Origin of the sequence: Inhella proteolytica (assembly GCF_016093275.1) — a bacterium.
GTDB lineage: Bacteria > Pseudomonadota > Gammaproteobacteria > Burkholderiales > Burkholderiaceae_C > Inhella > Inhella proteolytica.
The window spans coordinates 37,156-61,351 of sequence record NZ_JAEDAK010000021.1 but is presented as its reverse complement, the minus strand read 5'-3'; the positions used below and the strand labels follow the sequence as shown (position 1 = coordinate 61,351).

Sequence of the window (24,196 nt, the reverse complement as noted above, 5' to 3'; positions counted from 1 at the left end):
GATGCGCCCATGCCTGACGCCGCACTGCGCCCCGCCAATCTGCTGATCGTCGATGACGACCCGCTGATCATCCAGGCCATCGCCCGCGCGCTCAATGGCCTGGGGCGTCTGCGCTTTGCCACCGGCGGCCGCGAGGCCCTGGCCCTGGCCAGCACCGAGCCACCCGACCTGCTGCTGCTGGACGCGCAGATGCCCGACCTGAACGGCCTGGAGGTGCTGCGCCAGCTGCGCGAGCGGCCCGATACGCGCGACCTGCAGGTCATCGTCATCACCAGCCAGAGCGACGACGCCACCGAGCAGGCCGCACTGGAGCTGGGCGCGGCCGATTTCCTGGGCAAGCCGGTGCGCCCGGCCGTGCTGCTGGCGCGCGTGCGCACCCAGCTGCGCCTGAAACAGGCCCTGGACGGGCTGCGCCAACAGGCCACACTGGACCAGCTGACCCGCTGCGCCAACCGCCATGTGCTGATGGAGGCGATCGAGCGCGAGTGGGCGCGTGCGCTGCGCGAGCGCCAGCGCTTCAGCCTGCTGCTGCTCGATGTCGACCACTTCAAGCGCTTCAACGACCGCTACGGCCACCTGGCCGGCGACCAGGCGCTGGTGACCGTGGCCGAGGTGCTGCGCCAATGCGCCGGCCGCCCCGGCGACCTGGCCGCTCGCTACGGCGGCGAGGAGTTCGCAGTGCTGCTGACCGGCGCCGACCGCGAGGGCGCCGAGGCGGTGGCGCAGTGCCTGCGCGAACGCCTGGCCGCGCGCGCCCTGCCCCATGAGGATGGCGTCAACGGCCGGCTCACGGTATCCATCGGCGCGGCCAGCTTCGGCCCGGACTGCCATGGCTGGTCCGACCAGCCCACCGGCCCGGTGCCCGGTGGTCACGCCTGGAGCGCCAATCTGCTGCTCAATCTGGCCGACCAGGCGCTCTATGAAGCCAAGCGCCGCGGCCGCGACCAGGCGGTGTTCGTGCGCATCGAGCTGGACAGCGGCACGCCCTGAGTGCCGCCCATGAGCCCCGAGCGGTTCCTCCGCGAGATCCAGCGCAACCCCGTCAACCGCGCCCTGCTGGCCGGCCTGCCGGCGCTGCAGCTGCCCGATGCCTGGCTGGTGGCGGGGTGCCTGTTCCAGACCGTCTGGAACCTGAAGAGCGGCCGCCCCCCCGAGGCCGGCATCAAGGACTACGACCTCTTCTACTTCGACGCCAGCGATCTTTCAGCCACGGCCGAGGCCGCCGTGCAGCAACGCGTGCAGGCCGCGTTTCCGGGCGTCCCGGTGGAGGCCAAGAACCAGGCACGCGTGCACTGCTGGTACGAGGACTGGTGCGGCCACCCCTATGAGCCCCTGGGCTGCAGCGCCGACGGCATCGCCCGCTTCCTGATCCCGGGCACCTGCGTGGGCGTGCAGCCCCAGACGGATGGCCACCTGCGCCTGCAGGCACCCTATGGGCTGGAGGAGCTGTACGCCGGCCACCTGCGCCCCAACCCGCTGATCGACCACCGCACGCTGTTCCGCGCCAAGGCGGCGTCCTATCGGGAGCGCTGGCCCTGGCTGAGCGTCCAGGAAGGCACTGCATGCACCGAGGCGGCAGCACATCAATGATCTTCATGGACCACTCCGTGCGACTCAAGCCGTTCCTCTGCACCCTTTTGGTCGCTTGTCTTGTGGGCTGCGGTGAGAAACAAGCCGCCAGCCCACAGGCCATCACCCGTGCGCAAGCCATCGCACTGGCGGAACGCTACGTGCGTGAGAACGGCTACACCGATCAGCCGGCCGTGAGGGAGCGCCTGGACCCCGAGTCACTCGACTGGAATCTGCCGCGCGAACAGGCACTGCAGCTGCGTGCCAACACCCTGAAGGGCAAAGCCATCGGGGCACAGGCTGGGGGGCGGAATTCGGAACCTGGCTGGGGCGTGGCCTTCGACTACGCAGGAGACAAGAGCGATCCCAGCATCTGTCGCGTGGTGACCATGGACCCCTATGGCCAGGGCCTGGTCATGCAGCACATGGACGGTCGCAGGTCGTATTGGGTCGATGGCCCAGCCCCGCCCAACAAGCCGCTGCGAGCCTTGGAGCCAGAGGCTAGCGCGGCTGCATCTCAGCCGAGCTGAGGATGCGCAGGCCCGGCTGGCGCTGCTGCGCCGCCGCCACCAGGGCCTGCGCCACGGCGGCGGCCGCAATCGGGCGCACGCTGCGGGGGATCAGCCCGGACAAGGGGCGCAGCAAGCGCGTCGCAGTGCCCTCCCCGGCGCGACCGGGCTGGCCCAGGGCTGCGCGGTCACCCAGCAGCAGCGAGGGCCGGGCCAGCACCACCTGCTCGAAGCCCAGGCCCTGCACGGCCTGCTCGGCCTCGCCCTTGACGCGGTTGTAGAACACCGTGGATTTGGGATCGGCGCCCAGCGCCGAGACCATGAACAAGGCCGTGGCGCCGGCGGCGCGGGCCGCGCGGGCGCTGGCCAGCACGGCGTCGAAATCCACCGCGCGGAAGGCGGCCTGCGAGCCGGCCTGCTTGATCGTCGTGCCCAGGGCAATGAACACCTCGTCCGCCGCCGGGAGCGCCGGCAGGGCGCGGAAATCCACCTGCTGCGTGTGCAGCTGGGCATGCTGCGGCCAGCCCGGCACCGGGCGGCGCAGCAGCGCGTGCACGGTGCCGTAGGCCGGATGGGCCAGCAGCTGATCCAGCAGCGCACGGCCCACCAGGCCGCTGCCGCCGACGAGCAGGGCGCGCTTCACTCGAACTTAGAAAAGTCTGGGGCGCGCTTCTGGAAGAAGGCCTGGAAGGCCTCCATGGCCTCGGGGCTGCGCAGGCGCGCGCCGAAGATCTCGGCCTCGGTCTGGATCACGCGCTGCAGCTCGGCCAGGCCGGGTTCACGCATCAGCTTCTTGCTGGCGCGCACCGCGCTGGGCGCCAGGCCATTGAAGCGCTCGGCCATGCGGCGCGCGTGGTTCAGCACCTCGGCGGCCGGCAGCACGGCGTTGGCGATGCCCCACTCCACCGCTTCGGCGCCGGTCATGGGATCGCCCAGCAGCAGCTTCTCGGCCGCCTTCACATGGCCCAGCAACTTCGGCACGACGAGGCTGGAGCCGAACTCGGGCACCAGGCCCAAGGCCACGAAGGGCATGGCGAGGCGGCAGTCGTCGGCCACGTAGACCAGGTCGCAATGCAGCAGCAGCGTGGTGCCGATGCCGATGGCCGCGCCGGTGACGGCAGCGATCACGGGCTTCTCACAGGCCAGCAGGGCTTGCATGAACTGGAACACCGGGGCCTCGGCGTCGCGCGGCGGGCGGGCCATGAAGTCCTCGAGGTCGTTGCCGCTGGTGAAGATGCCGGGCTGGCCGGTGATCAGCACGGCGCGCACCTTGCCATCGGCGTTCGCCGCCCTCAGGGCCTCGGCCATCTCCGAGTACATGGCCTGTGTGATGGCGTTCTTCTTCTCGGGGCGGGCGATTTCGATCGTGGCCACGCCGTTGAGGGTGGCGGTCTTGATGCTCATGGGGTTTGCACTCCGGATAGGCGCTGCAGCTGCTGCAGCAGGATGGGCCACAGTGTCGTGGCCTGCTGGGCGCGGAAGAAGCCGAGGTGGCCGATGCGGCCGCCGGCCGGGGGCGTGAGGGTGATGAGTTCACGCTCGCGCGCGCCGGCATAGCCCTGGTACAGGGTCTGGATGCTGGTCTCGCTGAGCATCTCGTCGTCGCTGATCTGCAGCGAGACGAAGGGCGCCGTGAAGCCCTGGTAATGCTCGCGCAGCCCCGGGTCGTCCAGCAAATAGCCGGGTTGGTTGCACCAGCGCTTCCAGTCCTGGATCACCCCGAGCGGCAGGTCGCCGATCAGCTTGAGCTTGGCACCCGGAAAGTAGCCGTACAGCGCCGTGGCCAGGGGCACGCCCCAGCCCCAGAACCAGCGCGCGCGGCTGCGCTGCGGCTCGGGCTGATGGCCCCAGAAGCCGCTGCCGGCCGCCACGCCCACCAGGCCGTGGATGCGCTCGCGCGAGGGCAGCAGACCCGGCAGCTGACCGCCGAGCGAATGGCCGACGACCAGTAGCGGCGCGCCCGGCACCTGGGATTGCAGATGGCGCAGCGCGGCGTCCATGTCCTGCACCCAATCCTGGATGCCGGCCCGGTAGCCGCGCAGGCTGCGCCGGTGCGCCTCGGGCCGCGAGGCGCCGATGCCGCGGAAGTCGAAGGTCTGCACCGCCAGGCCCTGGCCGGCCAGCCAGCGCGCCAGCTCGGCGTAATAGCTTTGCGGCACGCCCATGGCGGCGCCGATGAGCACGGCGGCGCGCGGGTTGCCCTCGGGCAAAAAGAGCCGCGCGGCGAGCGGCGTGCCGTCGCCCGAGCGCAAGGGGGTGTCGATCAATTCAAGATTCCCATGATTCCGAAGCGCCACCCGCGCGGCACTGCGCCACGTCGATCAAGTGCCACCGTGGAACCGGCTTCGCCGGGCCACTGGTGGCGCCCCCTGGGGGGAGGCGCCGCAGGCGCTTCGGGGGGAGGGTCATTCGATCTGCGACCAATGGTTCGCAAGATGCATCAGGTGGGCGCGGGTGTACTGCGCCTTGTCCAGCTCGCCATAGGCGAAGTGGGGTTTGAGCGGGCCGCCCCAGGCCTCGAAGGCATTCAGCGCCGCCAGCAGGCGGGCGATGCTGTCCTTGAGAAGGATCTGCGGCTTCAACTCCGGCGCCCCCGGGATGGGCTCGGCCAGGTTGTGGCTCATCGCGCCCCGTGCATTGAAGACCGCGAAGGCGGTGTTGCCGATGAGGGCGCGGAACACCGCGCCCTTCATCTCGGGGTAGCCCTGCATCGAGTACTCGACGCTCTGGGCCAGGTGCTGCAGCAACTGGCTGAGGGACCAGCTGTCGTGCCTCAGTTTGGGTTCACCAAAGCCCAGGTCGAGCACCCGTTCCTTGGCGATCTTCAGGCTGGTGAAGGTTTCGAGCTGACCGGCGCAGCCGGCCAAGCTTGCAGCGCCGGCACCTGTCAGAACAAAGTGGCGGCGCTGCATGGCCTAGGCCTTAGAGCGCCTCGAAGATGCCGGCAGCACCTTGGCCGGCACCCACGCACATCGTCACCATGCCGTACTTCTGCTTGGTGCGGCGCAGGTTGTGGATGACCGAGGCCGCGCGGATGGCGCCGGTGGCGCCGAGCGGGTGGCCGAGTGCAATCGCGCCGCCGTTCGGGTTCACCTTGCTGCGGTCCAGCTCGAAGCCCTTGCTGTCGAGGTCGTTCAGCACCGCCAGGCTCTGTGCGGCGAAGGCCTCGTTCAGTTCCACCCAGCCCATGTCGCTGGCCTTCAGGCCGGCCATCTTGAGCGCGGCGGGGATGGCCTCGATCGGGCCGATGCCCATGATCTCGGGCGGCACGCCGCGCACGGCGAAGCTGACGAAACGGGCCAGCGGCGTCAGGCCGAAGCGCTTCAGCGCGGCTTCGCTGACGATCAGCAAGCCACCCGAGCCATCGCTGGTCTGCGAGCTGTTGCCGGCCGTCACCGAGCCCTTGGCGGCGAACACGGGCTTGAGCTTGGCCAGGCCTTCGAGGCTGGTGTCGGGGCGGGCGCCTTCGTCCAGCTTGACGGTGCGGGTCTTGATGTTGACGCTGCCATCGGCCAGATTGGGCGTGCGCTCGACGATGTCAAAGGGCGTGATCTCGGCTTCGAAGTGGCCGGCCTGCATGGCCGCCACGGCACGGCGGTGCGATTCGAGCGAGAAGGCGTCCTGGTCCTCGCGGCTGATCTTCCACTGTGCGGCCACCTTCTCGGCGGTCAGGCCCATGCCGTAGGCGATGCCGATGTTCTCGTCCTTCTCGAAGATCAGAGGGCTCAAGCTGGGCTTGTTGCCGCCCATCGGGATCATGGACATCGACTCGACGCCGCCGGCGAACATCACATCGGCTTCACCGACGCGGATGCGGTCGGCCGCCATCTGCACCGCCGTGATGCCGGAGGCGCAGTAGCGGTTGATGGTGACGCCGCCGACGCCATTGCCCCAGCCGGCCAGCACCGAGGCCACACGGGCGATGTTCATGCCCTGCTCGCCCTCGGGGAAGGAGCAGCCGACGATGGCGTCCTCAATGGCCTTCGGGTCCAGGCCCGGGGCCTGGGCCAGCGCGGCCTGCATCACCTTGACGAGCATCTCGTCCGGGCGGGTGTTCTTGAAGTAGCCACGGCCGCTCTTGCCGATGGGCAGACGGGTGGCGGCAACGATGTAGGCGTCTTGGACTTGCTTGCTCATGATGAGCTCCTTACGGTGTTTAGGCCTGAGGTTTCTTGGGCACCCAGGCCCAGACAAATTCACACTCGATCGGCTGTTCGCCGGCTTCGTCGGTCACCTGGACCGCCACGATCACTTCGCCCTTGTCCGTCTCGTGCATCAGCTGGCGCTGCTCGGGCTCCAGCGAGGCCGTGGCCGTGAGCGCACCCTGCGCGCGGCGCTTGAACTTGACCTTCATGGTCTTGCACAGCGGCAGGCAGTCGTCACGCACGTTCATGCCCACCACCATGCCGGTGGCGGACTCCGCCACCAGCGCCATGGCGGCGGCATGCACGCCGCCGATGTGGTTCTGCACCTTGCGGCAGTTGGCGATATGGACCACCGCCTGCTCGACCGTCAGCGCCTGGAAGTCCAGGCCGGCCGTGCCGGTGAGGGGCACGGCACGGCGCAGCACCAGGTTGCGGCCGGCGCGGCGCAGCGGGCCGGGCAGGCCGTCCAGCTTGGCCAGCGCGCGTTGCAGGCGGTTGGGGGAAGTCACCGGGCGTCCTCAGTTGCGCACGGGCTTGCCGGTCTGCAGCATCCCCATGATCCGCTCTTGGGTCTTGGGGTTGTCCAGCAGCGCGCAGAAGTGCTTGCGCTCCAGCGCCATCAGGTATTCCTCGGTCACCAGCGAGCCGGCTTCCACTTCGCCGCCGCACACCACGTCGGCGATCAGGCTGGCCAGGTGGTAGTCGTGGGCGCTGACGAAGCCGCCGTCGCGCATATTGGCCACCTGGCCCTTGATGGAGGCGATGCCGCTGCGGCCGGCCACCGGGAAGACGGCCTTGTGCGGCGGGCGGTAGCCGCTCTCGGCCATGCCCTTGACCTGGGCGGTGGCGACGTGCAGCAGCTCGTCCTTGTTCGGCACGATGACATCGCTGTCGAGCAGGTAGCCGATCTTCTTGGCCTCATGCGCGCTGGTGGCCACCTTGGCCGTGGCGGCGCTCAGGAAGCCGTCCTTCAGGAAGGCGAAGACATCGGCGCCGGAGTTGCCGGCCGCGGCCATCTCGGCCGCGCGGCGGGCGATGTAGGTCAGGCCGCCGGCACCCGGCACCAGGCCCACGCCCACTTCCACCAGGCCGACATAGCTCTCGACGTGCGCCACCCGGCGTGCGCAGTGCACGGCCAGCTCGCAGCCGCCGCCCAGCGCCAGGCCACGCATGGCGGCCACCACCGGCACATTGGCGTAGCGGATGCGCAGCATCGCGTCCTGCAGCTTCTTCTCTTCGGGCGCGATGCCCTTGGAGCCGAGCTTCATGAACACCGGCATCAGGCTTTCCAGGTTGGCGCCGGCGCTGAACACGTCGTCCGGGCTCCAGATCACCAGGCCCTTGTAGCTTTCCTCGGCGATCTCCACGGCCTTGATCAGGCCCTCGGTCACGGCCGGGCTGATCAGGTGCAGCTTGGCGGTGATGGAGGCGATGACCACTTCGCCGTCCAGCGTCCAGACACGGATCTCTTCGTTCTTGAACAGCTCGGTGCCACTCTTCAGCGCGTCCTTGGCGGCTTCGCCGACCAGGGTCTCGGGGAAGGGCTGGCGGGCATAGACCGGCAGCGCGGCGCGCGGCTTGAACTTGCCCTCGGCGGCGCTCCAGGAGCCTTCGGCGGTGTGCACGCCACCGGCGGCGGCCACCGGGCCTTCGGTCACCCAGGCGGGCAGCGGGGCGCTGCTGAGGGTCTTGCCGTCGGCGATGTCGGCGGCGATCCACTGCGCCACCTGCGTCCAGCCGGCGGCTTGCCACAGCTCGAACGGGCCTTGGCTGGAGCCGAAGCCCCAGCGCATCGCAAAGTCGATCTCGCGTGCGGTGTCGGCCACGGTGGCCAGATGCACGGCGCAGTAGTGGAAGCTGTCGCGCAGGATGGACCAGAGGAACTGGGCCTGCGGGTTGGTGGATTCACGCAGCAGCTTGATGCGGTCGGCCGGGGCCTTCTTGAGCATGCGGGCGACGATCTCGTCGGCCTTCTTGCCGCCGGCCACGTACTCGCCGGTGGCGAAATCGAGGCGCAGGATGTCCTTGCCGACCTTCTTGTAGAAGCCGCCGCCAGCCTTCTGGCCCAGCGCGCCCTTCTCGATCAGACCGGCCAGGACTTTCGGCGTGGCGTAGGTCGAGTAGAAGGGGTCGTCCTTCAGGTTGTCCTGCATGGTCTTGACGACGTGGGCCATGGTGTCCAGACCCACCACGTCGGCAGTGCGGAAGGTGCCGGAGCTGGCGCGACCGAGCTTCTTGCCGGTCAGGTCGTCGACCACGTCCACGGTCAGGCCGAACTTCTCGGCCTCGATCATGGTGGCCATCATGCCGGCGATGCCGACGCGGTTGGCCACGAAGTTGGGCGTGTCATGCGCACGCACCACGCCCTTGCCGACGCTGGTGGTCACAAAGGCCTCGAGCTGGTCGAGGATCTCGGGGCGGGTGGTGGGCGTGTTGATCAGCTCCACCAGGTACATGTAGCGCGGCGGGTTGAAGAAATGGATGCCGCAGAAGCGCGGCTTGATTTCTTCCGGCAGCACCTCGCTGAGCTTGGTGATGCTCAGGCCCGAGGTGTTGCTGGCCACGATGGCGTGCGGGGCGATGTACGGAGCGATCTTGGTGTACAGATCGAGCTTCCAGTCCATGCGCTCGGCAATGGCCTCGATGATGAGGTCGCAGCCCTTGAGCAGTTCCAGGTGCTCTTCGTAGTTCGCCTGCTGGATCAGCGCGGCCTCAGCGGCGTCGCCCAGGGGCGCGGGCTTGAGCTTCTTCAGGCCTTCGACGGCCTTGGTGACGATGCCGTTCTTCGGGCCCTCTTTGGCGGGCAGGTCGAACAGCACCACCGGCACCTTGACGTTGACCAGATGGGCGGCAATCTGCGCCCCCATCACGCCGGCGCCTAGCACGGCCACTTTGCGAACTTGGAATCGACTCACGGGAATGCTCCTAGCGGAGGTTGAAGGACCCGGCGGCTGTGGACGCCGGGCCTTGAAGGAGGGGTTTACTCAACCCGCTCCCAGACTTGGGTACGGTAGAAGAAGCCGATGTAGCCGCGCACTTCCATGCGCTTGCCGCCATCCACGGGCTTGAGGCGGGTCTTGTAGACCTTGCCCTTGGCGGAATCAAGGATGGTGCCGTGGGCCCAGACGTCGTCGTCCTTCTTGACGTCGCGGATGATTTCCAGGCCGACGATGGGCTTGTCCTTGCGGTCGTCCTCGCACTTGTCACACTTGGCATCGGGCTTGGCATCGGCGGCCAGCAGCTTGTCGATCCGGCCGCTCACCACGCCGTTGGCCTCGGTGATGCGCACCAGCGCCTTGGGCTGCTTGGTCTCGTCGTCGATCGTCTTCCACACACCCACCGGGCTCATCTGCGCATGCGCGCCCAGAGCAAACAGACCGAGAACTGCAGCGGCGATCAAGGACTTCATGGCTTCTCCTGAGGGGGCCCCGGCGGCGCCGGGGCATTGAGGTTTAGAACAGGGCCTCGTCCATTTCCATCAGCGGCTTCAGGCCGGCGCGAGCGGTGCGGATCAGGCTCGCGGTCTCCGGCAGCAGCTTGGCGAAATAGAAGCGGGCCGTGGCGAGTTTTGCACGGTAGAAGGGGTCACCGGAACCCTCTTTTTCGAGCGCCACCTTGGCCATGCGGGCGAAGAAGTAAGCGAATGTCATGTGGCCCACGACACGCAGGTAGTCCACCGCCGCGGCGCCCACCTCGTCGGGGTTGCCGAAGGCCTTCATGCCGAGCTCCTGCGTCAGCTTGTTGACCTTGTCGCCCAGGTCGGCCAGCGGGTTGATGAACTCCTGCATCGCCTCGTTGGTGCCCTCTTCCTCGATGAAGGCGGCGATCTTCTTGCCGAACTTCTTCAGGGTGGCGCCGTTGTTGCCCAGCACCTTGCGGCCCAGCAGGTCGAGCGACTGGATGGTGTTGGTGCCCTCATAGATCATGTTGATGCGCGCATCGCGCACGAACTGCTCCATGCCCCACTCGTGGATGAAGCCGTGGCCGCCGTACACCTGCATGCAGTGGCTGGTGGCGATCCAGCCGTTGTCGGTGATGAAGGCCTTGATGATGGGCGTCAGCAGGGCCAGCTCGGCCTCGGCTTCCTTGCGCTCGTCCTCGTCGTCGCTGCTGATCGACTTGTCGGCCTGCAGCACGGTGTAGGCCTGCAGGGCGCGCGCGCCTTCGGCGTAAGCGCGGGCGGTCAGCAGCATCTTGCGCACATCGGGGTGCACGATGATCGGATCGGCCGGCTTGTCCGGCGCCTTGGGGCCGCTGAGCGAGCGCATCTGCAGACGATCCTTGGCGTAGGCCACGGCGTTCTGGTAGGCCACTTCGGTCAGGCCCAGGCTCTGGTTGCCCACACCCAGGCGGGCGGTGTTCATCATCACGAACATCGCCGCCAGGCCCTTGTTGGGCTGGCCCACCATCGTGCCGATGGCGCCGTCCAGCGTCATCTGGCAGGTGGAGTTGGCGTGGATGCCCATCTTGTGCTCCAGGCCCGAGCAGAAGATGCCGTTGCGCTCACCCAGGGAGCCGTCGGCGTTCACATTGAACTTGGGCACGATGAAGAGCGAGATGCCCTTGCTGCCGGCCGGGGCATCCGGCAGGCGCGCCAGCACCAGGTGCACGATGTTCTCGGCCAGCTGGTGTTCGCCGGCGCTGATGAAGATCTTCTGGCCGGTGATCTTGTAGGTGCCATCGGCCTGCGGTTCGGCCTTGGTGCGCAGCAGGCCCAGATCGGTGCCGCAATGCGGCTCGGTCAGGCACATGGTGCCGGTCCACTGGCCGTTGGTGAGCTTGGGCAGGTAGAGCTTCTTCTGCTCGTCGGTGCCATGGGCGTGCAGGCACTCGTAGGCGCCGTGGCTCAGGCCGGGGTACATGGTCCAGGCCTGGTTGGCGCTGTTCAGCATCTCGTAGAAGCACTGATTCACCAGCAGGGGCAGGCCCTGGCCGCCATAGGCGGGGTCGCAGGCCAGCGCGGCCCAGCCGCCGTCGATGTAGGTCTGGTAGGCCTCCTTGAAGCCCTTGGGCGTGGTGACTTCGTGGGTGGTCTTGTCGAGCTGGCAGCCTTCCTTGTCGCCGCTCAGATTGATCGGGGCGATGACTTCGGCGCAGAACTTGCCGCCTTCTTCCAGCACGGCGTTGATGGTGTCGGCGTCGATGTCCGCATAGGGCGGCAGCATCTTGAGCTCGTCCACCACGTTCAGCACTTCGTGCAACACAAACTGCATGTCGCGCAGAGGTGGGGTATAGCTGGGCATGGCGGGTCTCCTTCGGGGGTTATCGGGTCTTGCGGCGGCGCGGCGCCACGGGTTCAGTGGCCACTCCGGCCGGGGTGATGCAGGCGTGGATGACGCGGTCAAAGCCGCGCGCCGCCCGTTCCAGCGCGCCTTCGCTGCGCAGGAAACGGGCGTCGTGATGCAGGGACAGGATCAGCCCATGCAGCTCGAACAGGATTTGGTCGACGTCGCAGTCAGGGCTTAGATGGCCCTCGTCGCGTGCCAGCACGATGGCCTTGTGCAGCGCCGCGTGCCAGGCCTTGACCATGGTCACCAGGGCGTCGCGCACCGGGCCGGGGCGGTCGTCGAACTCGACCGCGCCGCTGATGTAGATGCAGCCGCTCTCCAGCTCCACCGCCACCTGGCGCACCCAGCGCTGGTAGAGCGCGCGCAGGCGCTGCAGGCCGCGCGGCTCGCGGATGGCCGGGAAGAACACCTCTTCCTCGAAACGGCGGTGGTATTCGGCCACCACGGCGATCTGCAGCTCTTCACGCGAGCCGAAGTGGGCGAACACGCCGGACTTGCTCATGCCGGTCTGGTCCGCCAGCGCGCCGATGGACAGGCCTTCGAGCCCCATGTGCGAGGCCTGGGCCAGCGCGGCCTCAAGGATGGCGGCGCGGGTCTGCTGGCCCTTGGGCAGCGGCACCCGAACCGCAGGCGCACGCCCACCGCGGGGGGCGGCGGGGTTGCTGGGGTTGGGGCGCTGGCTCATGGGTGGGTCTCGGGGGCTTGTCTTGGGCCTGAAATAAAACGAACGATCGTTCTATTTTTGGCGCATTGCACCCCGCCCGCAAGCCCAGCAAGTCACGGAAGCTGGAGGCCGCGCTCTAAATCCACCCCAGGTTCTCCCGGTGTCCCAGGCATTTCTCCACGGGTCGGGCCGGATTTCTTTCTGTCATCTGACAGGAGTAGGCTGGCTGTCCAAGGAGGTGGTGCAGCCTTGGACGTTCTGCAGCTCGATATTTCCGGCCGCCCGCAGGCCTGGATCAGTGTGCGGGAAGCCGCCGTGATGGTGGCCTGCGATGCCATCGCCTGGACCCTGGGCGAGCCCTGTGCGGTGCTGCGCGGCGGCTGGAACCGGGTCACCGGGCGGCAGTCGCGCATCGAGGTGCCGCCCATCCTGGCCGCGCGCGGCGCCATCCCTAGCCGAGCCTGGCGGCACGAACCGGCGCTCTCCAACCCGAAGCTGTTCGCCCGCGACCGCTTCCTGTGCGCCTACTGCGGCGCCCACTTTCCCGAGAGCGAGCTGACGCGCGAGCACATCCAGCCCACCAGCCGGGGTGGGCGCGACCATTGGATGAACTGCATCACCGCCTGCCGCAGCTGCAACCACCGCAAGGGCAACCGCCTGTGCGAGGAAGCCGGCATGAGCCTGCTCTACCTGCCTTATGTGCCGAGCCTGCACGAGGACATGATCCTGCGCGGCCGGCGCATCCTGACGGACCAGATGGAGTTCCTGCTCGCGAGCGTGCCGGCCAGCAGCCGGCTGCATGGTTGAGCCCCCCCGAAGCGGCCCAATGGGCCGCCTCCCCCCAGGGGGCGCCACCTGCGGCCCGGCAAAGCCGGTTCCGCGGTGGCACTTGATCTGATTTGAGGCTACTGACCGCGCCGATTTATGGGTAGAGCGCCACCGCGTCCACGCGGTCCAGGCGCACGACGACGCGCTGGCCGCCCGGGCCGCGCAGCTCGACCGTCTTGCCCGGCTCCAGCTTGACGACGGCGCCGCCGATCTGCTGGCCCTGGACGTAGAGGGTCACGCCCTTCTTCTCGCCCTGCATGGCGGCCAGCACGGCCTCGATGGATTCATTGGCGTGGCTCATGGCGGAAAAGCTCATCAGCAGGGTCAGCACAAGTGCGCGCATGGGTTTCGTCTCCAGCGTTTGGGGCCGTCAGGCGGCCAGCAGATGCTCTTGCTGGGCAAAAGCGGTGAGCAGGCTTTGTAGCCCAGCGGAAGCGCGCAGCGGCGCCAGATGGTCCAGGCCCTGCAATTCCTGCAGATCGGCCTGCGGCATGGCCAGCTCCAGCACCTGGGCCACCGCCCGCGCCGGGGCGGGCGACTCACTGCCCACCAGCAGGCGCACCGGCATCTGCAGCGCGCCCAGCAGGCGCAGTGGCACGGTGTCGTTGAAGAGGGCGTCGAAGTCCGCGCAGACCTTGGGGCAGCGGGCGCCGACGGACATCACGGTGCGGGCATCCAGTTCGCCCTCGGGGCGGCCGCTCCAGAAACCCAGGAAGGCACGTGCCGCGCCCTGCCAGTCACCCGCCAGGCTGCGCTGGCGCACCCGGGCGGCCAGGCTGCGGATCTCGCGCCATTCGGATTGCAGGCCGGCCTGGCGCAGTGCAGCAAAGCGCACCGGTTCGTAGAGCGTGAGCGAGCGCACCGCACGCGGGTGGCGCAGCGCGAACTGCAAGGCCACCGCGCCGCCGTAGGAATGCCCCACCAGATGGAAGCTCTGGCCTGGCAGCAGCAGGTGCGGGGCCAGGCGGTCGACCTCCTGGTCGAGCGTGACACCCACGCTGCTGCTCCAGGTCTCATCACGCCCGTAGCCGATCAGGTCGGGCGTGATCCAGTTCAGGCGGCCGGCGCTGGCCTCACGATAGGCCTGCCATTGGCGGCCACTGGCGGCACTGCTGTGCAAGGCAACGACGAGGGGAAGACTCATGGTGACGCTCCTGGGGTATGGAGCGCACTGTGGCGAGGCGTGGTTTCAGGCGGGTATCCGCTGCCGGCAGCCTTGTTTCAATTACTTCAAGCTGATGGGGAAGTCCATGCCGGTGCTGTTCACCACCGGGAACTGCTCCTCGGCGCGGTAGCGCTTGGAGAGCTCGGGCAGGGCCTGCTCCACATAGACCATCAGCTTGCGCGCCGTCACCTCCGGCCCGCCGGCCGCAGCCTTGCCGCGCAGGCCTTCCAGCAGGGCGTAGGTGAACACGCCGTGGCCCAGCTGGCCCAGCTCGCTGGCCAGCTGCTCCTTGGTGGTGGCGGCAATCAGGTGGGTGCCGCTGGCGCGCGAGAGCTGGGCCAGCACGCGGCGCTCCTCGAGGCCGCGGAAGCCGACGGCGGCGGCGCCGGATTTGCAGGCGTCGATCAGCACCACCACCTTGCGCGCCGGCATCTGGCGCAGCGCCTCGGCCAGCTCGCGCGACGAAAGCCCGCCCTCGGCCAGGCGCTCGGGCTGCTCGGGCGCGGTGAGCTCGTGCGGCACGAAGTACCAGTCGTCCTTCAGCGTGTCGCCATGGCCGGCCAGGTAGACCAGCACCACATCGTCTTCGCGCGTCTGGCGCAGGGCCTGCAGGCGCGCCAGCACGCCGGCCTTGGTGGCCTGCTCGTCGTGCAGCTCCTCCACCTGCACGCGCTCGAACAGCTTGGCACCGGTCTGGCGCAGCAGGCCGGCCACGCCGCGCGCATCGGGCACGGAAAAGCTGAGGTTCAGCGCGGCATTGCGGTAGCGGTTCACACCCACCGTCAGCACATGCAGGCTGGGGCGCGGCGGTGGGGCGTCGTAGACCAGGCGCAGCTCGGCAGCCTGGGACTCGGTACGGTCCAAACCCAGCGCCAGCGCGCGCAGGCGGTTCTCGCCCGGCTGCAGGCGCACTTGCCACTGCGCTTCCAGCGCGCTGCCTACGCGGCGCAGGCCGCGCGCCGGCAGGCGTTCCACCAGCTTGTCGTTCAGGTACAGGCGCAGCTCGTCCACGCCGCCGCCGCGGTCCTGCGCCTGCAGCTTCAGCGCCAGGCCGGGTTCGCGCAGGCGGCTGTCGGGCTCGGGGCCCAGCAGTTGCACGCTGGGTGGCAGGCGCAGGCCCTCGCGCAGGTCCGTCACGGGGCGCGCGCTGGCCTCGCCACCCAGGGCGGCGAACACGGCCTGCGGGTCGTCGTGGCGCTCGGCAAAGCGCGCCAGGGGCAGGAACTCGGCCGCCTGGTCCGCTCCGCGGTTGAGGTGCCAGCCCACCAGGGCCTCGCCCCCCTCGCCCGCGCTGTAGCGGCCGTCGGGCGTCCAGGCCACCCAGGCGCGGCCCTCGTTGTAGAAGGCCAGCTGGGGTTCGCCGTCACGGGCACGGAACCAGCGCAGCGTGCCGTCCCCCAGGCCGGCAACGATGAAGCGGCCATCGGCGCTCAAGGCCAGCGCGAAGCAGGGCGCGCTGAGGTCCTGCTGCCAGAGCTCGCGGCCCTGCAGGTCGAACCAGCGCAGCTTCCAGCCCGTGCCCAGGGCCAGGCGGGGGCGCTGCGGGTCCACGGCGGCGCTCAGCGCCATTTCACCGGGCTCCAGCGCCAGCGGCTTGCCGTTCAGGCTGGGCTTGGCGCTGTCGCGCCAGTCGCGCAACTGGGCCCCGGGGCGCCCCTGCACGGCCGCGCGCAGCTCGCCCGCGGGGGGCCGCCAGGCAAAGGCCGGAAATTCGAAGGCCTGCGCGCCCCAGCCGCTCCAGTGCAGCTGGCGCGCGTCGGCCGAGACGCGCAGGCTGGCGCCGGCGAGGGCGCGGTAGTCGGTGCGCGCGCTGCCCTGGGTCTGCAGCTGGCCGTCCGGCCCCAGCCAGCCCCAGCTGGCGTCGGCGGCGGCGAAGGCCAGGCGGCCGTCGGGCAACTGGCTGAGCTCTGTGATCGAGTCGCTGGCCAGCTGCGGCCCGCCCTGCGCCTGGCCCTGCCGATTCCAGCGCATCAGGCCATGGCGGCCGGCCCCGTGGCGCCAGCTGCCGGCGGCGCGCAGCTCGGCGCCGTCCGGGCTCCAGACCACCTGGCTCAGGCCACCACTGCCGGTGCCCCGCAGCAGGCGCTCGGGCTGCAGCCCCTCGGTGCGCAGGATCTGCACCTGCGGCAGCTCGGCATGGCCCACGGCGAGGCGCTGGCCGTCGGGCGCGAACTGCAGGCCATGCAAGGGCCCGCCCAGCTTCTGCTCGGCCTGGTGGCGCAGGCCGTCCGCGCCCAGCGCATAGAGGCGCACGCGGCCATCGTGCGCGCTGCTGGCCAGCCAGCGCCCATCGGGGCTGAAGGCCAGGCCGTAGCTGCTGTCGGCGTAGTCGTTGTCGGCGCCGGCGAACTGCGGGCGCTGCCAGTCCGCTTCGCCGCGCCAGAGCTGCACGCCATGCGGGCCCCAGAGCGCAACAGCGAGCAGGCGGCCATCCGGGCTGAAGGCCAGCTGGTTGACCACATTGGGCTGGCCCTGGATGCGCGCCAGCAGCTGGCCATCGGCGCTGCGGAACAGATAGATGTCGTTGCCGGCACTCCAGCCGGCCACTGCGGCCAGGCGGCCGTCCGGGCTGAGCGCGCCGGCAAAGAGCTTGCCTTCCTGCCCGGCGCCGATGGGCGGCCGCAGCACCGCCTGCAGCTGGCGGCCGCGCCAGAGCCGCGCGGTCTTGTCCTCTGACACCGTCAGCCACAGCCCGCCGCGCGCGTCATGCGCCAGCCCGCGGATGGCCGCGTGGTGGCCGGCCCCGGCCACGCGCAAGAGCGGCTGTTCCTGCGCTGCCGCTGCTGCGCCCAGCAGCGCCAGCAACAGCAGCAGCAGGGTGCGCATGCTCAGCCGCTACAGGGGAGGAGCTTGAAGTCGACGCGGCGGTCGAGCTGGTCGCTGGCGTCGTCCTTGCCGGTGCCCACCAGGTTGTCGCGCGAACCCAGGCCGATGGCGATCAGGCGCTGGTCCAACTCGGGTTGCAAGCTCACGAGGCGGCGCCGCACATGCTCGGCGCGCAGCGCGGAGATGCGCTCGTTCACCTCTTCCGGCCCGTTGCGGCTGACATGCCCCTGCACCTCGGCACAGCGCTTGTCGGCCGCCAACCGGCGCGCCAGCACTTCGACCCACAGCTGCTGCGGCGGCGTGACAACCGGATCCGCCGGCACGGCCTTGAAGCCGCGCGTGGGCGGTGCGCTCTCGGCGCGCTGGGCATCGGCCTTCTGTTCTTCGGCCGGCACGGCCTTGAAGCCGCGCGTCTGGCCGGGCTGGTTGGGCAGCGGCGGCGCCTGCTTGGCCAGTTCTTCGGCCAGGTCGGGGCGCAGATTGCCGGGCTTGGCGTCGGCCGGCAGCACGGTGGAGCCGCGCGCGAAGGCAAACATCATGGCCAGCTTGCCCTGCTCGATGCCGTAGTCCAGCAGCTGGCCCAGGCTCTTGACGCTGGCGTCGCGCTTGCCCTGGCGCCATTGGCTCAGGTAGAGGCCGCTGAGCACGCGCAGCTGCTTGCCGGCGGCGGTGGCCTGGGCGCGCGCGAAGGCCGCCTCGGCCTCCTTCCAGCGCGCGTTGTTGTAGTGACGGATGCCCTCTTCCACGCTGCTGGTGGCCACCAGGCCAGCCAAGTAGGCGGATTGGATCGGGTCGCCCGCCTTCGAGGCCTGGCAGGTCTTCACATAGCCCTCGGCCGGGGCGTCCTGGGTCCAGGCCGGCGCATCGGCAAAGAAGCGCAGCGGCGCGGCGTCCACCAGCTCCATGCGCGAGCGCGCCACCGTCTTGCTGACGAGCTTGCCGGACTTCAGATCCACCATCGCAAGGCAGAAACGATACTGGTCGCGCAAGCCCTCGGTCTTGCCCTGCTGGTTGATGGGCGTGAAGGTACCGATCACCACCAGCGGCTGCTGATCGAGCACGGCCTTGCTGAGCGGTTTGATGTCGAACTGCGGGTAGCTGGCCTTGACCAGCTGACCGATGCGCTGCTCGATCTGCTGCGTGGCGCGTGTCTGCATGCGCGAGACGCCATCGATCAGCGGGTCCACCACCACCGTGTAGCGCTTGTTGGCCGCGGGGGCCACGCCGTCCAGGTCAACCTTGGAAAAGAGCGCGTTGGCCGCCGTCAGCACCGCCTCGCCATGCGGCAGCGTGGGCGGCGGCGGCGGGGGCGCGGGTGGGGGCGGCGGCGGCGGGGCCTGCACCACCACGGCCGGCGGCGCAGCCGGCGGGGCGGCCGTGCCACCCGATTGCGGCTGGTTGGCACATGCCACCAGACCCAGACCTGCCACCGTGCCACACAACCAGTACGCTCTCATTGGCCACCCCTTTCGTGGTGCTGTTTATAGGCCATGGCGAAGTCGTCAACAACTTGCGTCAACGGCCCACCCCTTGTTCGCGTTCCACCGGCCGCGAAGCGGAGACCCGAATGAAACCCATTGCCCTGCCCCTGCTGGCCGCCCTGCTGCTCAGTGCCTGCGCCAGCACCAACCCCGATCTGCGCCCCCGCCATGAGGTGATGCGCATGGCCCAGGTGCAGGACGGCACCGTGGTGGCCGTGCGCACCGTGCGCCTGGACGGCCACCAGAGCGGCCTGGGCGCCACCGCCGGCGCGGTGGCCGGCGGCGTCGCCGGTGGCACGGTGGGTGGCCGCCGCGAATCGGTGATCTTCTCGACCCTGGGGGCCATCCTGGGCGGGGTGATCGGCCACGCGATCGAGCGCGAATCCGGCCGCGAGGAGGCGCTGGAACTCATCATCCAGCTGCGTAATGGCGAGCGCGTCGCGATCGTGCAGTCCCAGGGCGAGGAGCGTTTCGCCGCGGGCGACAAGGTGATGGTGGTCAGCCAGGGCCGCAGCGCGCGGGTGACACGCGCCCTGCCGCCGGTGCCGCCCGAAGCGGCCCGCAGCGCCTCGGAACCCCAGCCCTGAGCGCGGCAGCGCGGCCCGCGCCCGGCTCCTGAAAAGGAAGGAGGGGGCAGGCTTGCGACACTGTGGGGATGCCCCTGCGCCTCTCCCGTCGTGACCTGCTGCTGGCTGCGCCCGCCCTGCCCCTGCGCGCCCTGGCGCAGGCGGAAGAATTGCGCGTCATGGTCAATGACGTGCGGCCCTACTCTTACCGGGAGGGCCAGCAGGTCCTAGGCATGCACCCGGACATGCTGCAGGAGATGGCGCAGCTCGAAGGCCTGCGCCTGCGCTTGAGCTCGGCGCCCTACGCGCGCGTCAAGCGCGCGCTGCTGGACGAAGCCGTCGACGCGGTGGTGGCCCTGACCGGTCCGGATCTGGACCGCCAGGGCACGCTGGTGCACCCGCTGCATCCGGTGCGCTACCTGGTCATCAGCCTGCAGAGCAGCCCGATTCAGTCACTCGCCGCGCTGCGCGGCAAGCGCCTAGGCATGGCGCGGGGCGCGTTCTACAACGCCGCGATCAACGACAACCCCGAGGTGCAGTTCGTCCCCATCACCGAACCCTTCCAAGGCCTGCGCATGCTGGCCCTGCAACGGGTGGACGCGGTGGTGTCGACCGATTTCCTGCTCGCCCAGGCGCTCAAGCAGGCCCGGCTGGAAGGGGTGCAGTTCGCCCCGCCCTTTGATGCCGGCGGTGGCGCCTATGCGCTCTATGCCCGGCCGCAGCTGCCGCGCGAACTGATCGAACGTCTGCGCAGCGCGCTGGCCCGGCTGCAGGCCAACGGCCGGCTCGCCTCCATCATCCGCGCCCATCTGTAGCGCGGGCCGGCCGCCGGCCCTCAGGCGCCGGCCTGCAACACGCCCTTGGCGCCTTCGTACTGGCCCAGCACCTCGGCCAGCCACGGCAGTTCCTGGGCCAGCAGCGCCCCCAGGGTGTGCGGCGGGTTGGCCACGAACATATGGCTGCCCAGCAGACCGAAGCCGCCGTCCTGTGGCGCCGCCACGCTCAGCTGAGCATCCAGCCAGCCCTTCTTGGCCACGCCCTTGACGGCATTACGCAGGCGCTGCGGCAGCTGCTGGGCCTCAACGGTCTGCAACTGCGGAATCCAGACCGCCACCACGGCCTCCGGGAAGCGCGTCAGCGCCTCGCGCACCGCCGCCAGGGTGCGCGCGTAATCGGTCTTGATCTCGTAGGGCGGGTCGATCAACACCAGCCCGCGCCGCGTCGGCGGCGGCAGCAGGGCCTTGAGCGAGGTGAAGCCATCGGCCAGGTGCACCTTCACGCCCTTGACCTCGGCCATCAGCTTTTCGAGCGCGCGCAGGTCCGTGGGGTGGACCTCGAAGGCGTGCAGCTCGTCTTGTGGGCGCAGCAGCTGGCGGATCAGCGTCGGCGAGCCCGGCACGTTCTTCAGCACCCCGGGGCCGTTGAAGCGCTCCACCTCGTCCAGATAGGCGGCCACGCCCTTGGGCAGGTCCTTGCGCTCCCACAGGCGGCCGATGCCGTCCAGCCATTCCAGCTTCTTGTTGGCCTGCTCGCTGCGCAGCGAGTAGGCGCCGGCGCCGGCATGGGTGTCGATGACCCGGTAGCCCTTCTCTTTCTGGTTCAGATGCTGCAGCAGCTGCACCAGCACCAGGTGTTTCAGCACGTCGGCGTGGTTGCCGGCATGAAAGGCGTGTCGGTAAGCAAACATGGTTGGCACTCTATCCGGCGGCTTCGTCGGGCCGGCGACCCAGTTCGTCGCCGCCGCGCCGGTTTCATCGGGTTTCTACTGAAGCCGCCGGGCGAACGCGGAACCATCCGCTCCATCGACAACCCCTTCGGAGCGCATCATGACCTTCCGCACCCCCGCCCTGCTGATCGCCACCCTGCTGAGCCTGGCCGCCCACGCCGAGCCCGCCCCGCGCCAGGACCTGCTGGCCCAATGCCCGGCACTGGCCGAGCAGATTCCCGAGCTCCTGGCCACGGCCAAACAAGAACTGGGCACCGAGGCCGAGGTCAAGGTGCTTCTGCATCTGGATGGCCAGGGCGTGCAGCAGGTCGAGGCCGTGAGCGGCCCGCGCCGTTACCTGAGCCGCGTGCGCACCGCGCTGCAGGGTCAGGACTGCCGCAGCGCCACGCCGCAGCGCCAGCTTCTTACCATCCGCTTCCAGGAACCGCGCGCTGAAGCGCCGCACACGCGCCTCGCCGCCGCCTCCACTCCCCGATGAACCCCACCCGCCGGCACGAACTCCGCATCGCCCTGGGCCTGGCCGCCGGCCTGGCCCTGGCGATGGCCGTGCCCGGCTTCGTGCACTGCGCGGTCGATGCCCCCGAGCCCAGCGAGTGCCTGCACCTGGTCAGCGGCGGCGGCCTCGGCAACTTCTTGATGCTGCTGAGCATGATGGCCTGCACCGCCCTGCTGCACCCCTGGCTGCCGCCGGGCCGGGGCCGCGGCTTCGGCCTGGCGCTGCTGGTGCTGGCGGCCGCTGCGGTCGGCATGGGGCTGGCCTGGCTGGCGCACCATGTGGACCCCAAGCTCGCACCCGGGCCCGGCCCCTACCTCATCCAGGTGATGCTGACCCTGGCCGCCTGCCTCGTCACCGCCCATGAGGCCACCCAGCGTGCGCGTGCCGAGGGGGCGCGGGCGCGGGCGCTGAACCAGCAGGCACAGCAGCAGGAGCGCGACCTGGCCACCGCCCGGCTGCAGCTCTTGCAGGCCCAGGTGGAGCCGCACTTTCTCTTCAACACCCTGGCGCACCTGCGCCGGCTGGCGCAAACCGACCCCCAGGGTGCGCGCGCCATGCTGGCCGATCTGCTGCACTACCTGGGCGAGGCCCTGCCCAGCCTGCGCGACAGCGAATCGACCTTGGGCCGCGAGCTCGGCCTGGTGCGTGCCTACCTGGCCCTGCACCAGCTGCGCATGGGCCCCGAACGCCTGCGCCTGCACTTCGACGTGCCAGCGGCCCTGCACGCCACCCCGCTGCCCTCCACCAGCCTGCTGAGCCTGGCGGAGAACGCCATCAAGCACGGCATCGCGCCCCAGGTGGGCGGCGGCGAGATCAGCGTGCGCGCCTGGCGCGAAGGGGAGCAGGTGCTGCTGGAACTGGCCGACACCGGCCGCGGCATGAGCGCCGCCAGCGGCCATGGAACCGGCCTGGCCACCCTGCGCGCCCGGCTGAAGGCGATGTACGGCGAGGCCGCCAGCCTGAGCCTGCTGATGAACCAGCCGCGCGGCCTGATCGCCCGGCTCAGCCTGCCGCTATGAGCCCGAGCCCGCAGCAGCTCATCGGGCAGGCTATCCAGCACGCGCTGCGGCACTGGCGCTGGGCGCTCTTCATCGGCGCGGCCAATCTGTTCTCCAACGGCACACCGTTTGCGAACAGCATGATTGAGGTCAACGTGCCCAGCGCCTTGGTCTACAACGTGCTGCAGTTCGGCTTCCCGCTGCTGGCCGCGCTTCATTTGGCCGACCGTGCGGTGGACGCCCGGCGCTTGTCCGCCCCACTGGCCTATGGCGCCGCCGTGCTCGGCACGGTGCTGCTGGGCGTGTGGGTGGTGGGCAAGGCACTGACGCCCTTTCTGGGCGTCGTCTCCTGGTGGAGCTGGCGGGCCGACATCGGCCTGGCCGCCACCAGTTCCGTCTGGCTGGGCTTGGGCGTGGCCGTGTACGCGCGGCTGCGCCAGCGCCGCCGCGTGCAGGCCCAGCTGCAGGCCGCCGAGCTGGCCCATGCCGAGCGCCTGCGCGAGCTGGCCGCGGCCCGGCTGCTGGCCCTGCAGGCGCGCGTGGACCCCGACCTGCTGTTCGAGCGCCTGCAGCGCGTCAGCACCGAGCTGGACCACGAGCCCCTGCGCGCCCAGGCCCGGCTGGATGCCCTGATCGCCCTGCTGCGCGCGCTGCAGCCACATGCCGAAGCGCGCGTCTCCACGCTGGCGCGCGAGCTGCAGGCCGTGCAGGCCTATGCCCGGCTGATCAGCCAGGACGCCCAGCACACCGAGCGCCTGCATGTGCATCTGGATGAAGGGCTGTCCGAGCGTCCCCTGACCCCCTTCGTGCTGCTGCCCCTGGTGCGCGGCCTGCTGCAGGGCGCCGGCACGATCTGGAGCCTGGACCTGCGCGGCCGCAGCGATGGCGGCACGCGCATCCAGGTGGACGCGCTCGGGCCCGACGAAGCTTCCACCCTGCAGGCCGCCCAGGCCCTGGAACTGCCGGCGTTGGCCGACCGCCTGCGCGCCGTGCACGGCCCGGCCGCCCGGCTGCAGCTCGACACCACCCCCCTGCCCCGCCTGACCCTGGACCTGCCGCCATGGCCCGCATCCTGATCGCCGAAGACGAACCCCGGCTCGCCGCCGAGATCCGCGAGGAGCTGCTCAAGCTCTGGCCGCAGGCCGAGGTCTGCGCCGTGGTGCACGACGGCCACGCCGCGCTGCAGGCGCTCGAAACCCTGCAGCCCGAGGTCTGCCTGCTGGATGTGCAGATGCCGGGGCTCTCCGGCCTGGAGGTGGCGCGCCTGATCGGCAATCGCGCCCATGTGGTCTTCATCACCGCCTATGAGCAGTACGCGCTGCAGGCCTTCGACGAAGGCGCCGTGGGCTACCTGCTCAAGCCCCTGGACGTGGTGAAGATGGCGCGCACCCTGGCACGCGTGAAGGAGCGCCTGCACCAGCCGCCGGCCGACCTCAGCGGCCTGGGCGCCCCCGCCGCCACGGACAGCGAACCGCTGCGCTGGCTGACCGTGCAGCGCGGCCGCGAACTGCAGCTGATCACCGTGGACGACGTGCAGTACTTTCGCGCCGACAACAAATACGTCGCGGTGGTGACGGCCGACAGCGAGGCCCTGATCTCGCTACCGCTCAAAGAGCTGGTGGCGCGCCTGGACGGCGAACGCTTCTGGCAGGTGCACCGCAGCACCATCGTCAACGTGGGCGCCATCCGCTCAGTGAGCCGCTCGCTGAGCGGCAAGCTCAGCATCGCGCTCAAGCACCGGCCGGAGACCCTGGAGGTCAGCGCGGCCTATGCCCATCGGTTCAAACAGCTTTGATCCTTCTTGGGGCTGAACGCTTGCCCAGAGCCCGCAGGGGCTTCACCCCTGCACCCGACCTACCTTCTTTGCTTCGCCAAAGAAGGTAGGCCAAGAAAGGCGACCCCGATGCCTGCGCCCCAGCCTCCGGCTGGGGTGCC

The 24,196-nt window shown here is 69.8% G+C and carries 25 protein-coding genes; 10 read left to right on the top strand and 15 right to left on the bottom strand.

What is annotated here, in order from left to right; genetic code table 11:
- Window positions 1–9 precede the first annotated feature (9 nt).
- From I7X39_RS20945 to I7X39_RS20935, 3 genes are read left to right on the top strand one after another with little or no spacing between them, the layout of a single operon-like run.
- Window positions 10–990: a GGDEF domain-containing response regulator gene (locus I7X39_RS20945; RefSeq protein WP_198113226.1), complete on the top strand. Its 981-nt coding sequence runs from the start codon at window positions 10–12 to the stop codon at window positions 988–990.
- A gap of 9 nt (window positions 991–999) precedes the next feature.
- Window positions 1,000–1,590 (top strand): nucleotidyltransferase family protein, encoded by a 591-nt coding sequence (locus I7X39_RS20940; protein WP_198113224.1) that lies wholly within the window; start codon window positions 1,000–1,002, stop codon window positions 1,588–1,590.
- 5 nt (window positions 1,591–1,595) lie between these two features.
- Entirely contained in the window at window positions 1,596–2,099 is a 504-nt protein-coding gene (locus I7X39_RS20935) for a hypothetical protein (protein ID WP_198113222.1), read from the top strand.
- On the opposite strand, the gene I7X39_RS20930 is transcribed toward I7X39_RS20935, so the two are convergent.
- From I7X39_RS20930 to I7X39_RS20885, 10 genes are all read right to left on the bottom strand, one after another.
- Window positions 2,071–2,721, bottom strand: coding sequence for an NAD(P)H-binding protein (locus I7X39_RS20930; RefSeq protein ID WP_198113220.1), 651 nt, complete (start codon window positions 2,719–2,721; stop codon window positions 2,071–2,073). The genes I7X39_RS20935 and I7X39_RS20930 overlap by 29 nt on opposite strands.
- A complete protein-coding gene (locus tag I7X39_RS20925; protein WP_198113218.1) occupies window positions 2,718–3,482 on the bottom strand; it encodes an enoyl-CoA hydratase in 765 nt (254 codons plus the stop codon). Before I7X39_RS20925 ends, I7X39_RS20930 begins: the two co-directional genes overlap by 4 nt.
- Window positions 3,479–4,345 (bottom strand): alpha/beta hydrolase family protein, encoded by an 867-nt coding sequence (locus I7X39_RS20920; RefSeq protein WP_198113216.1) that lies wholly within the window; start codon window positions 4,343–4,345, stop codon window positions 3,479–3,481. The genes I7X39_RS20925 and I7X39_RS20920 overlap by 4 nt, the downstream gene beginning before the upstream one ends.
- Window positions 4,346–4,483: 138 nt before the next feature.
- Entirely contained in the window at window positions 4,484–4,990 is a 507-nt protein-coding gene (locus I7X39_RS20915) for a DUF1569 domain-containing protein (protein WP_198113214.1), read from the bottom strand.
- Between the two features lie 10 nt (window positions 4,991–5,000).
- A complete protein-coding gene (locus I7X39_RS20910; protein ID WP_198113212.1) occupies window positions 5,001–6,215 on the bottom strand; it encodes an acetyl-CoA C-acyltransferase in 1,215 nt (404 codons plus the stop codon).
- 19 nt (window positions 6,216–6,234) lie between these two features.
- Window positions 6,235–6,732, bottom strand: coding sequence for a DUF4442 domain-containing protein (locus tag I7X39_RS20905; protein WP_198113210.1), 498 nt, complete (start codon window positions 6,730–6,732; stop codon window positions 6,235–6,237).
- A gap of 9 nt (window positions 6,733–6,741) precedes the next feature.
- On the bottom strand, window positions 6,742–9,138 hold the full coding sequence (locus I7X39_RS20900) for a 3-hydroxyacyl-CoA dehydrogenase NAD-binding domain-containing protein (RefSeq protein ID WP_198113208.1): 2,397 nt from the start codon (window positions 9,136–9,138) through the stop codon (window positions 6,742–6,744).
- Between the two features lie 65 nt (window positions 9,139–9,203).
- A complete protein-coding gene (locus I7X39_RS20895; RefSeq protein WP_198113206.1) occupies window positions 9,204–9,632 on the bottom strand; it encodes a DUF2147 domain-containing protein in 429 nt (142 codons plus the stop codon).
- A 43-nt stretch (window positions 9,633–9,675) separates the two neighbouring features.
- A complete protein-coding gene (locus tag I7X39_RS20890) occupies window positions 9,676–11,466 on the bottom strand; it encodes an acyl-CoA dehydrogenase C-terminal domain-containing protein (RefSeq protein WP_198113204.1) in 1,791 nt (596 codons plus the stop codon).
- Window positions 11,467–11,485: 19 nt separating this feature from the next.
- Window positions 11,486–12,196: a TetR/AcrR family transcriptional regulator gene (locus I7X39_RS20885; RefSeq protein ID WP_198113202.1), complete on the bottom strand. Its 711-nt coding sequence runs from the start codon at window positions 12,194–12,196 to the stop codon at window positions 11,486–11,488.
- 228 nt (window positions 12,197–12,424) lie between these two features.
- Here I7X39_RS20885 and I7X39_RS20880 point away from each other — a divergent pair, with 228 nt between their 5' ends.
- On the top strand, window positions 12,425–12,982 hold the full coding sequence (locus tag I7X39_RS20880; protein ID WP_198113200.1) for an HNH endonuclease: 558 nt from the start codon (window positions 12,425–12,427) through the stop codon (window positions 12,980–12,982).
- A gap of 115 nt (window positions 12,983–13,097) precedes the next feature.
- On the opposite strand, the gene I7X39_RS20875 is transcribed toward I7X39_RS20880, so the two are convergent.
- The 4 genes from I7X39_RS20875 to I7X39_RS20860 form a co-directional block, all read right to left on the bottom strand.
- Entirely contained in the window at window positions 13,098–13,346 is a 249-nt protein-coding gene (locus I7X39_RS20875) for a hypothetical protein (RefSeq protein WP_198113199.1), read from the bottom strand.
- Between the two features lie 27 nt (window positions 13,347–13,373).
- Entirely contained in the window at window positions 13,374–14,147 is a 774-nt protein-coding gene (locus I7X39_RS20870) for an alpha/beta fold hydrolase (protein ID WP_198113197.1), read from the bottom strand.
- Between the two features lie 81 nt (window positions 14,148–14,228).
- A complete protein-coding gene (locus I7X39_RS20865) occupies window positions 14,229–16,994 on the bottom strand; it encodes a caspase family protein (RefSeq protein WP_198113195.1) in 2,766 nt (921 codons plus the stop codon).
- Window positions 16,995–16,996: 2 nt separating this feature from the next.
- Window positions 16,997–18,451: an OmpA family protein gene (locus I7X39_RS20860; protein ID WP_198113193.1), complete on the bottom strand. Its 1,455-nt coding sequence runs from the start codon at window positions 18,449–18,451 to the stop codon at window positions 16,997–16,999.
- 110 nt (window positions 18,452–18,561) lie between these two features.
- On the opposite strand from I7X39_RS20860, the gene I7X39_RS20855 reads away from it, so the two are divergent.
- Both I7X39_RS20855 and I7X39_RS20850 read left to right on the top strand, forming a co-directional pair.
- Complete coding sequence (locus tag I7X39_RS20855) at window positions 18,562–19,062, top strand: outer membrane lipoprotein (RefSeq protein WP_198113191.1); 501 nt, start codon at window positions 18,562–18,564, stop codon at window positions 19,060–19,062.
- Window positions 19,063–19,130: 68 nt separating this feature from the next.
- On the top strand, window positions 19,131–19,856 hold the full coding sequence (locus tag I7X39_RS20850) for a substrate-binding periplasmic protein (RefSeq protein ID WP_198113190.1): 726 nt from the start codon (window positions 19,131–19,133) through the stop codon (window positions 19,854–19,856).
- A 20-nt stretch (window positions 19,857–19,876) separates the two neighbouring features.
- Here the strand turns inward: I7X39_RS20850 and I7X39_RS20845 are convergent, their stop codons facing one another.
- On the bottom strand, window positions 19,877–20,728 hold the full coding sequence (locus I7X39_RS20845; RefSeq protein WP_198113188.1) for a 23S rRNA (adenine(2030)-N(6))-methyltransferase RlmJ: 852 nt from the start codon (window positions 20,726–20,728) through the stop codon (window positions 19,877–19,879).
- A gap of 139 nt (window positions 20,729–20,867) precedes the next feature.
- Between I7X39_RS20845 and I7X39_RS20840 the strand changes: the two genes are divergently transcribed.
- The 4 genes from I7X39_RS20840 to I7X39_RS20825 are packed head-to-tail and all read left to right on the top strand — an operon-like array spanning window position 20,868 to window position 24,056.
- Window positions 20,868–21,245 (top strand): hypothetical protein, encoded by a 378-nt coding sequence (locus I7X39_RS20840; protein WP_198113187.1) that lies wholly within the window; start codon window positions 20,868–20,870, stop codon window positions 21,243–21,245.
- A complete protein-coding gene (locus tag I7X39_RS20835) occupies window positions 21,242–22,282 on the top strand; it encodes a sensor histidine kinase (RefSeq protein ID WP_198113185.1) in 1,041 nt (346 codons plus the stop codon). The genes I7X39_RS20840 and I7X39_RS20835 overlap by 4 nt, the downstream gene beginning before the upstream one ends.
- Window positions 22,279–23,337: a histidine kinase gene (locus I7X39_RS20830; RefSeq protein ID WP_198113183.1), complete on the top strand. Its 1,059-nt coding sequence runs from the start codon at window positions 22,279–22,281 to the stop codon at window positions 23,335–23,337. The genes I7X39_RS20835 and I7X39_RS20830 overlap by 4 nt, the downstream gene beginning before the upstream one ends.
- Window positions 23,322–24,056: a LytR/AlgR family response regulator transcription factor gene (locus tag I7X39_RS20825; protein WP_198113181.1), complete on the top strand. Its 735-nt coding sequence runs from the start codon at window positions 23,322–23,324 to the stop codon at window positions 24,054–24,056. The genes I7X39_RS20830 and I7X39_RS20825 overlap by 16 nt, the downstream gene beginning before the upstream one ends.
- Window positions 24,057–24,196: the final 140 nt, after the last annotated feature.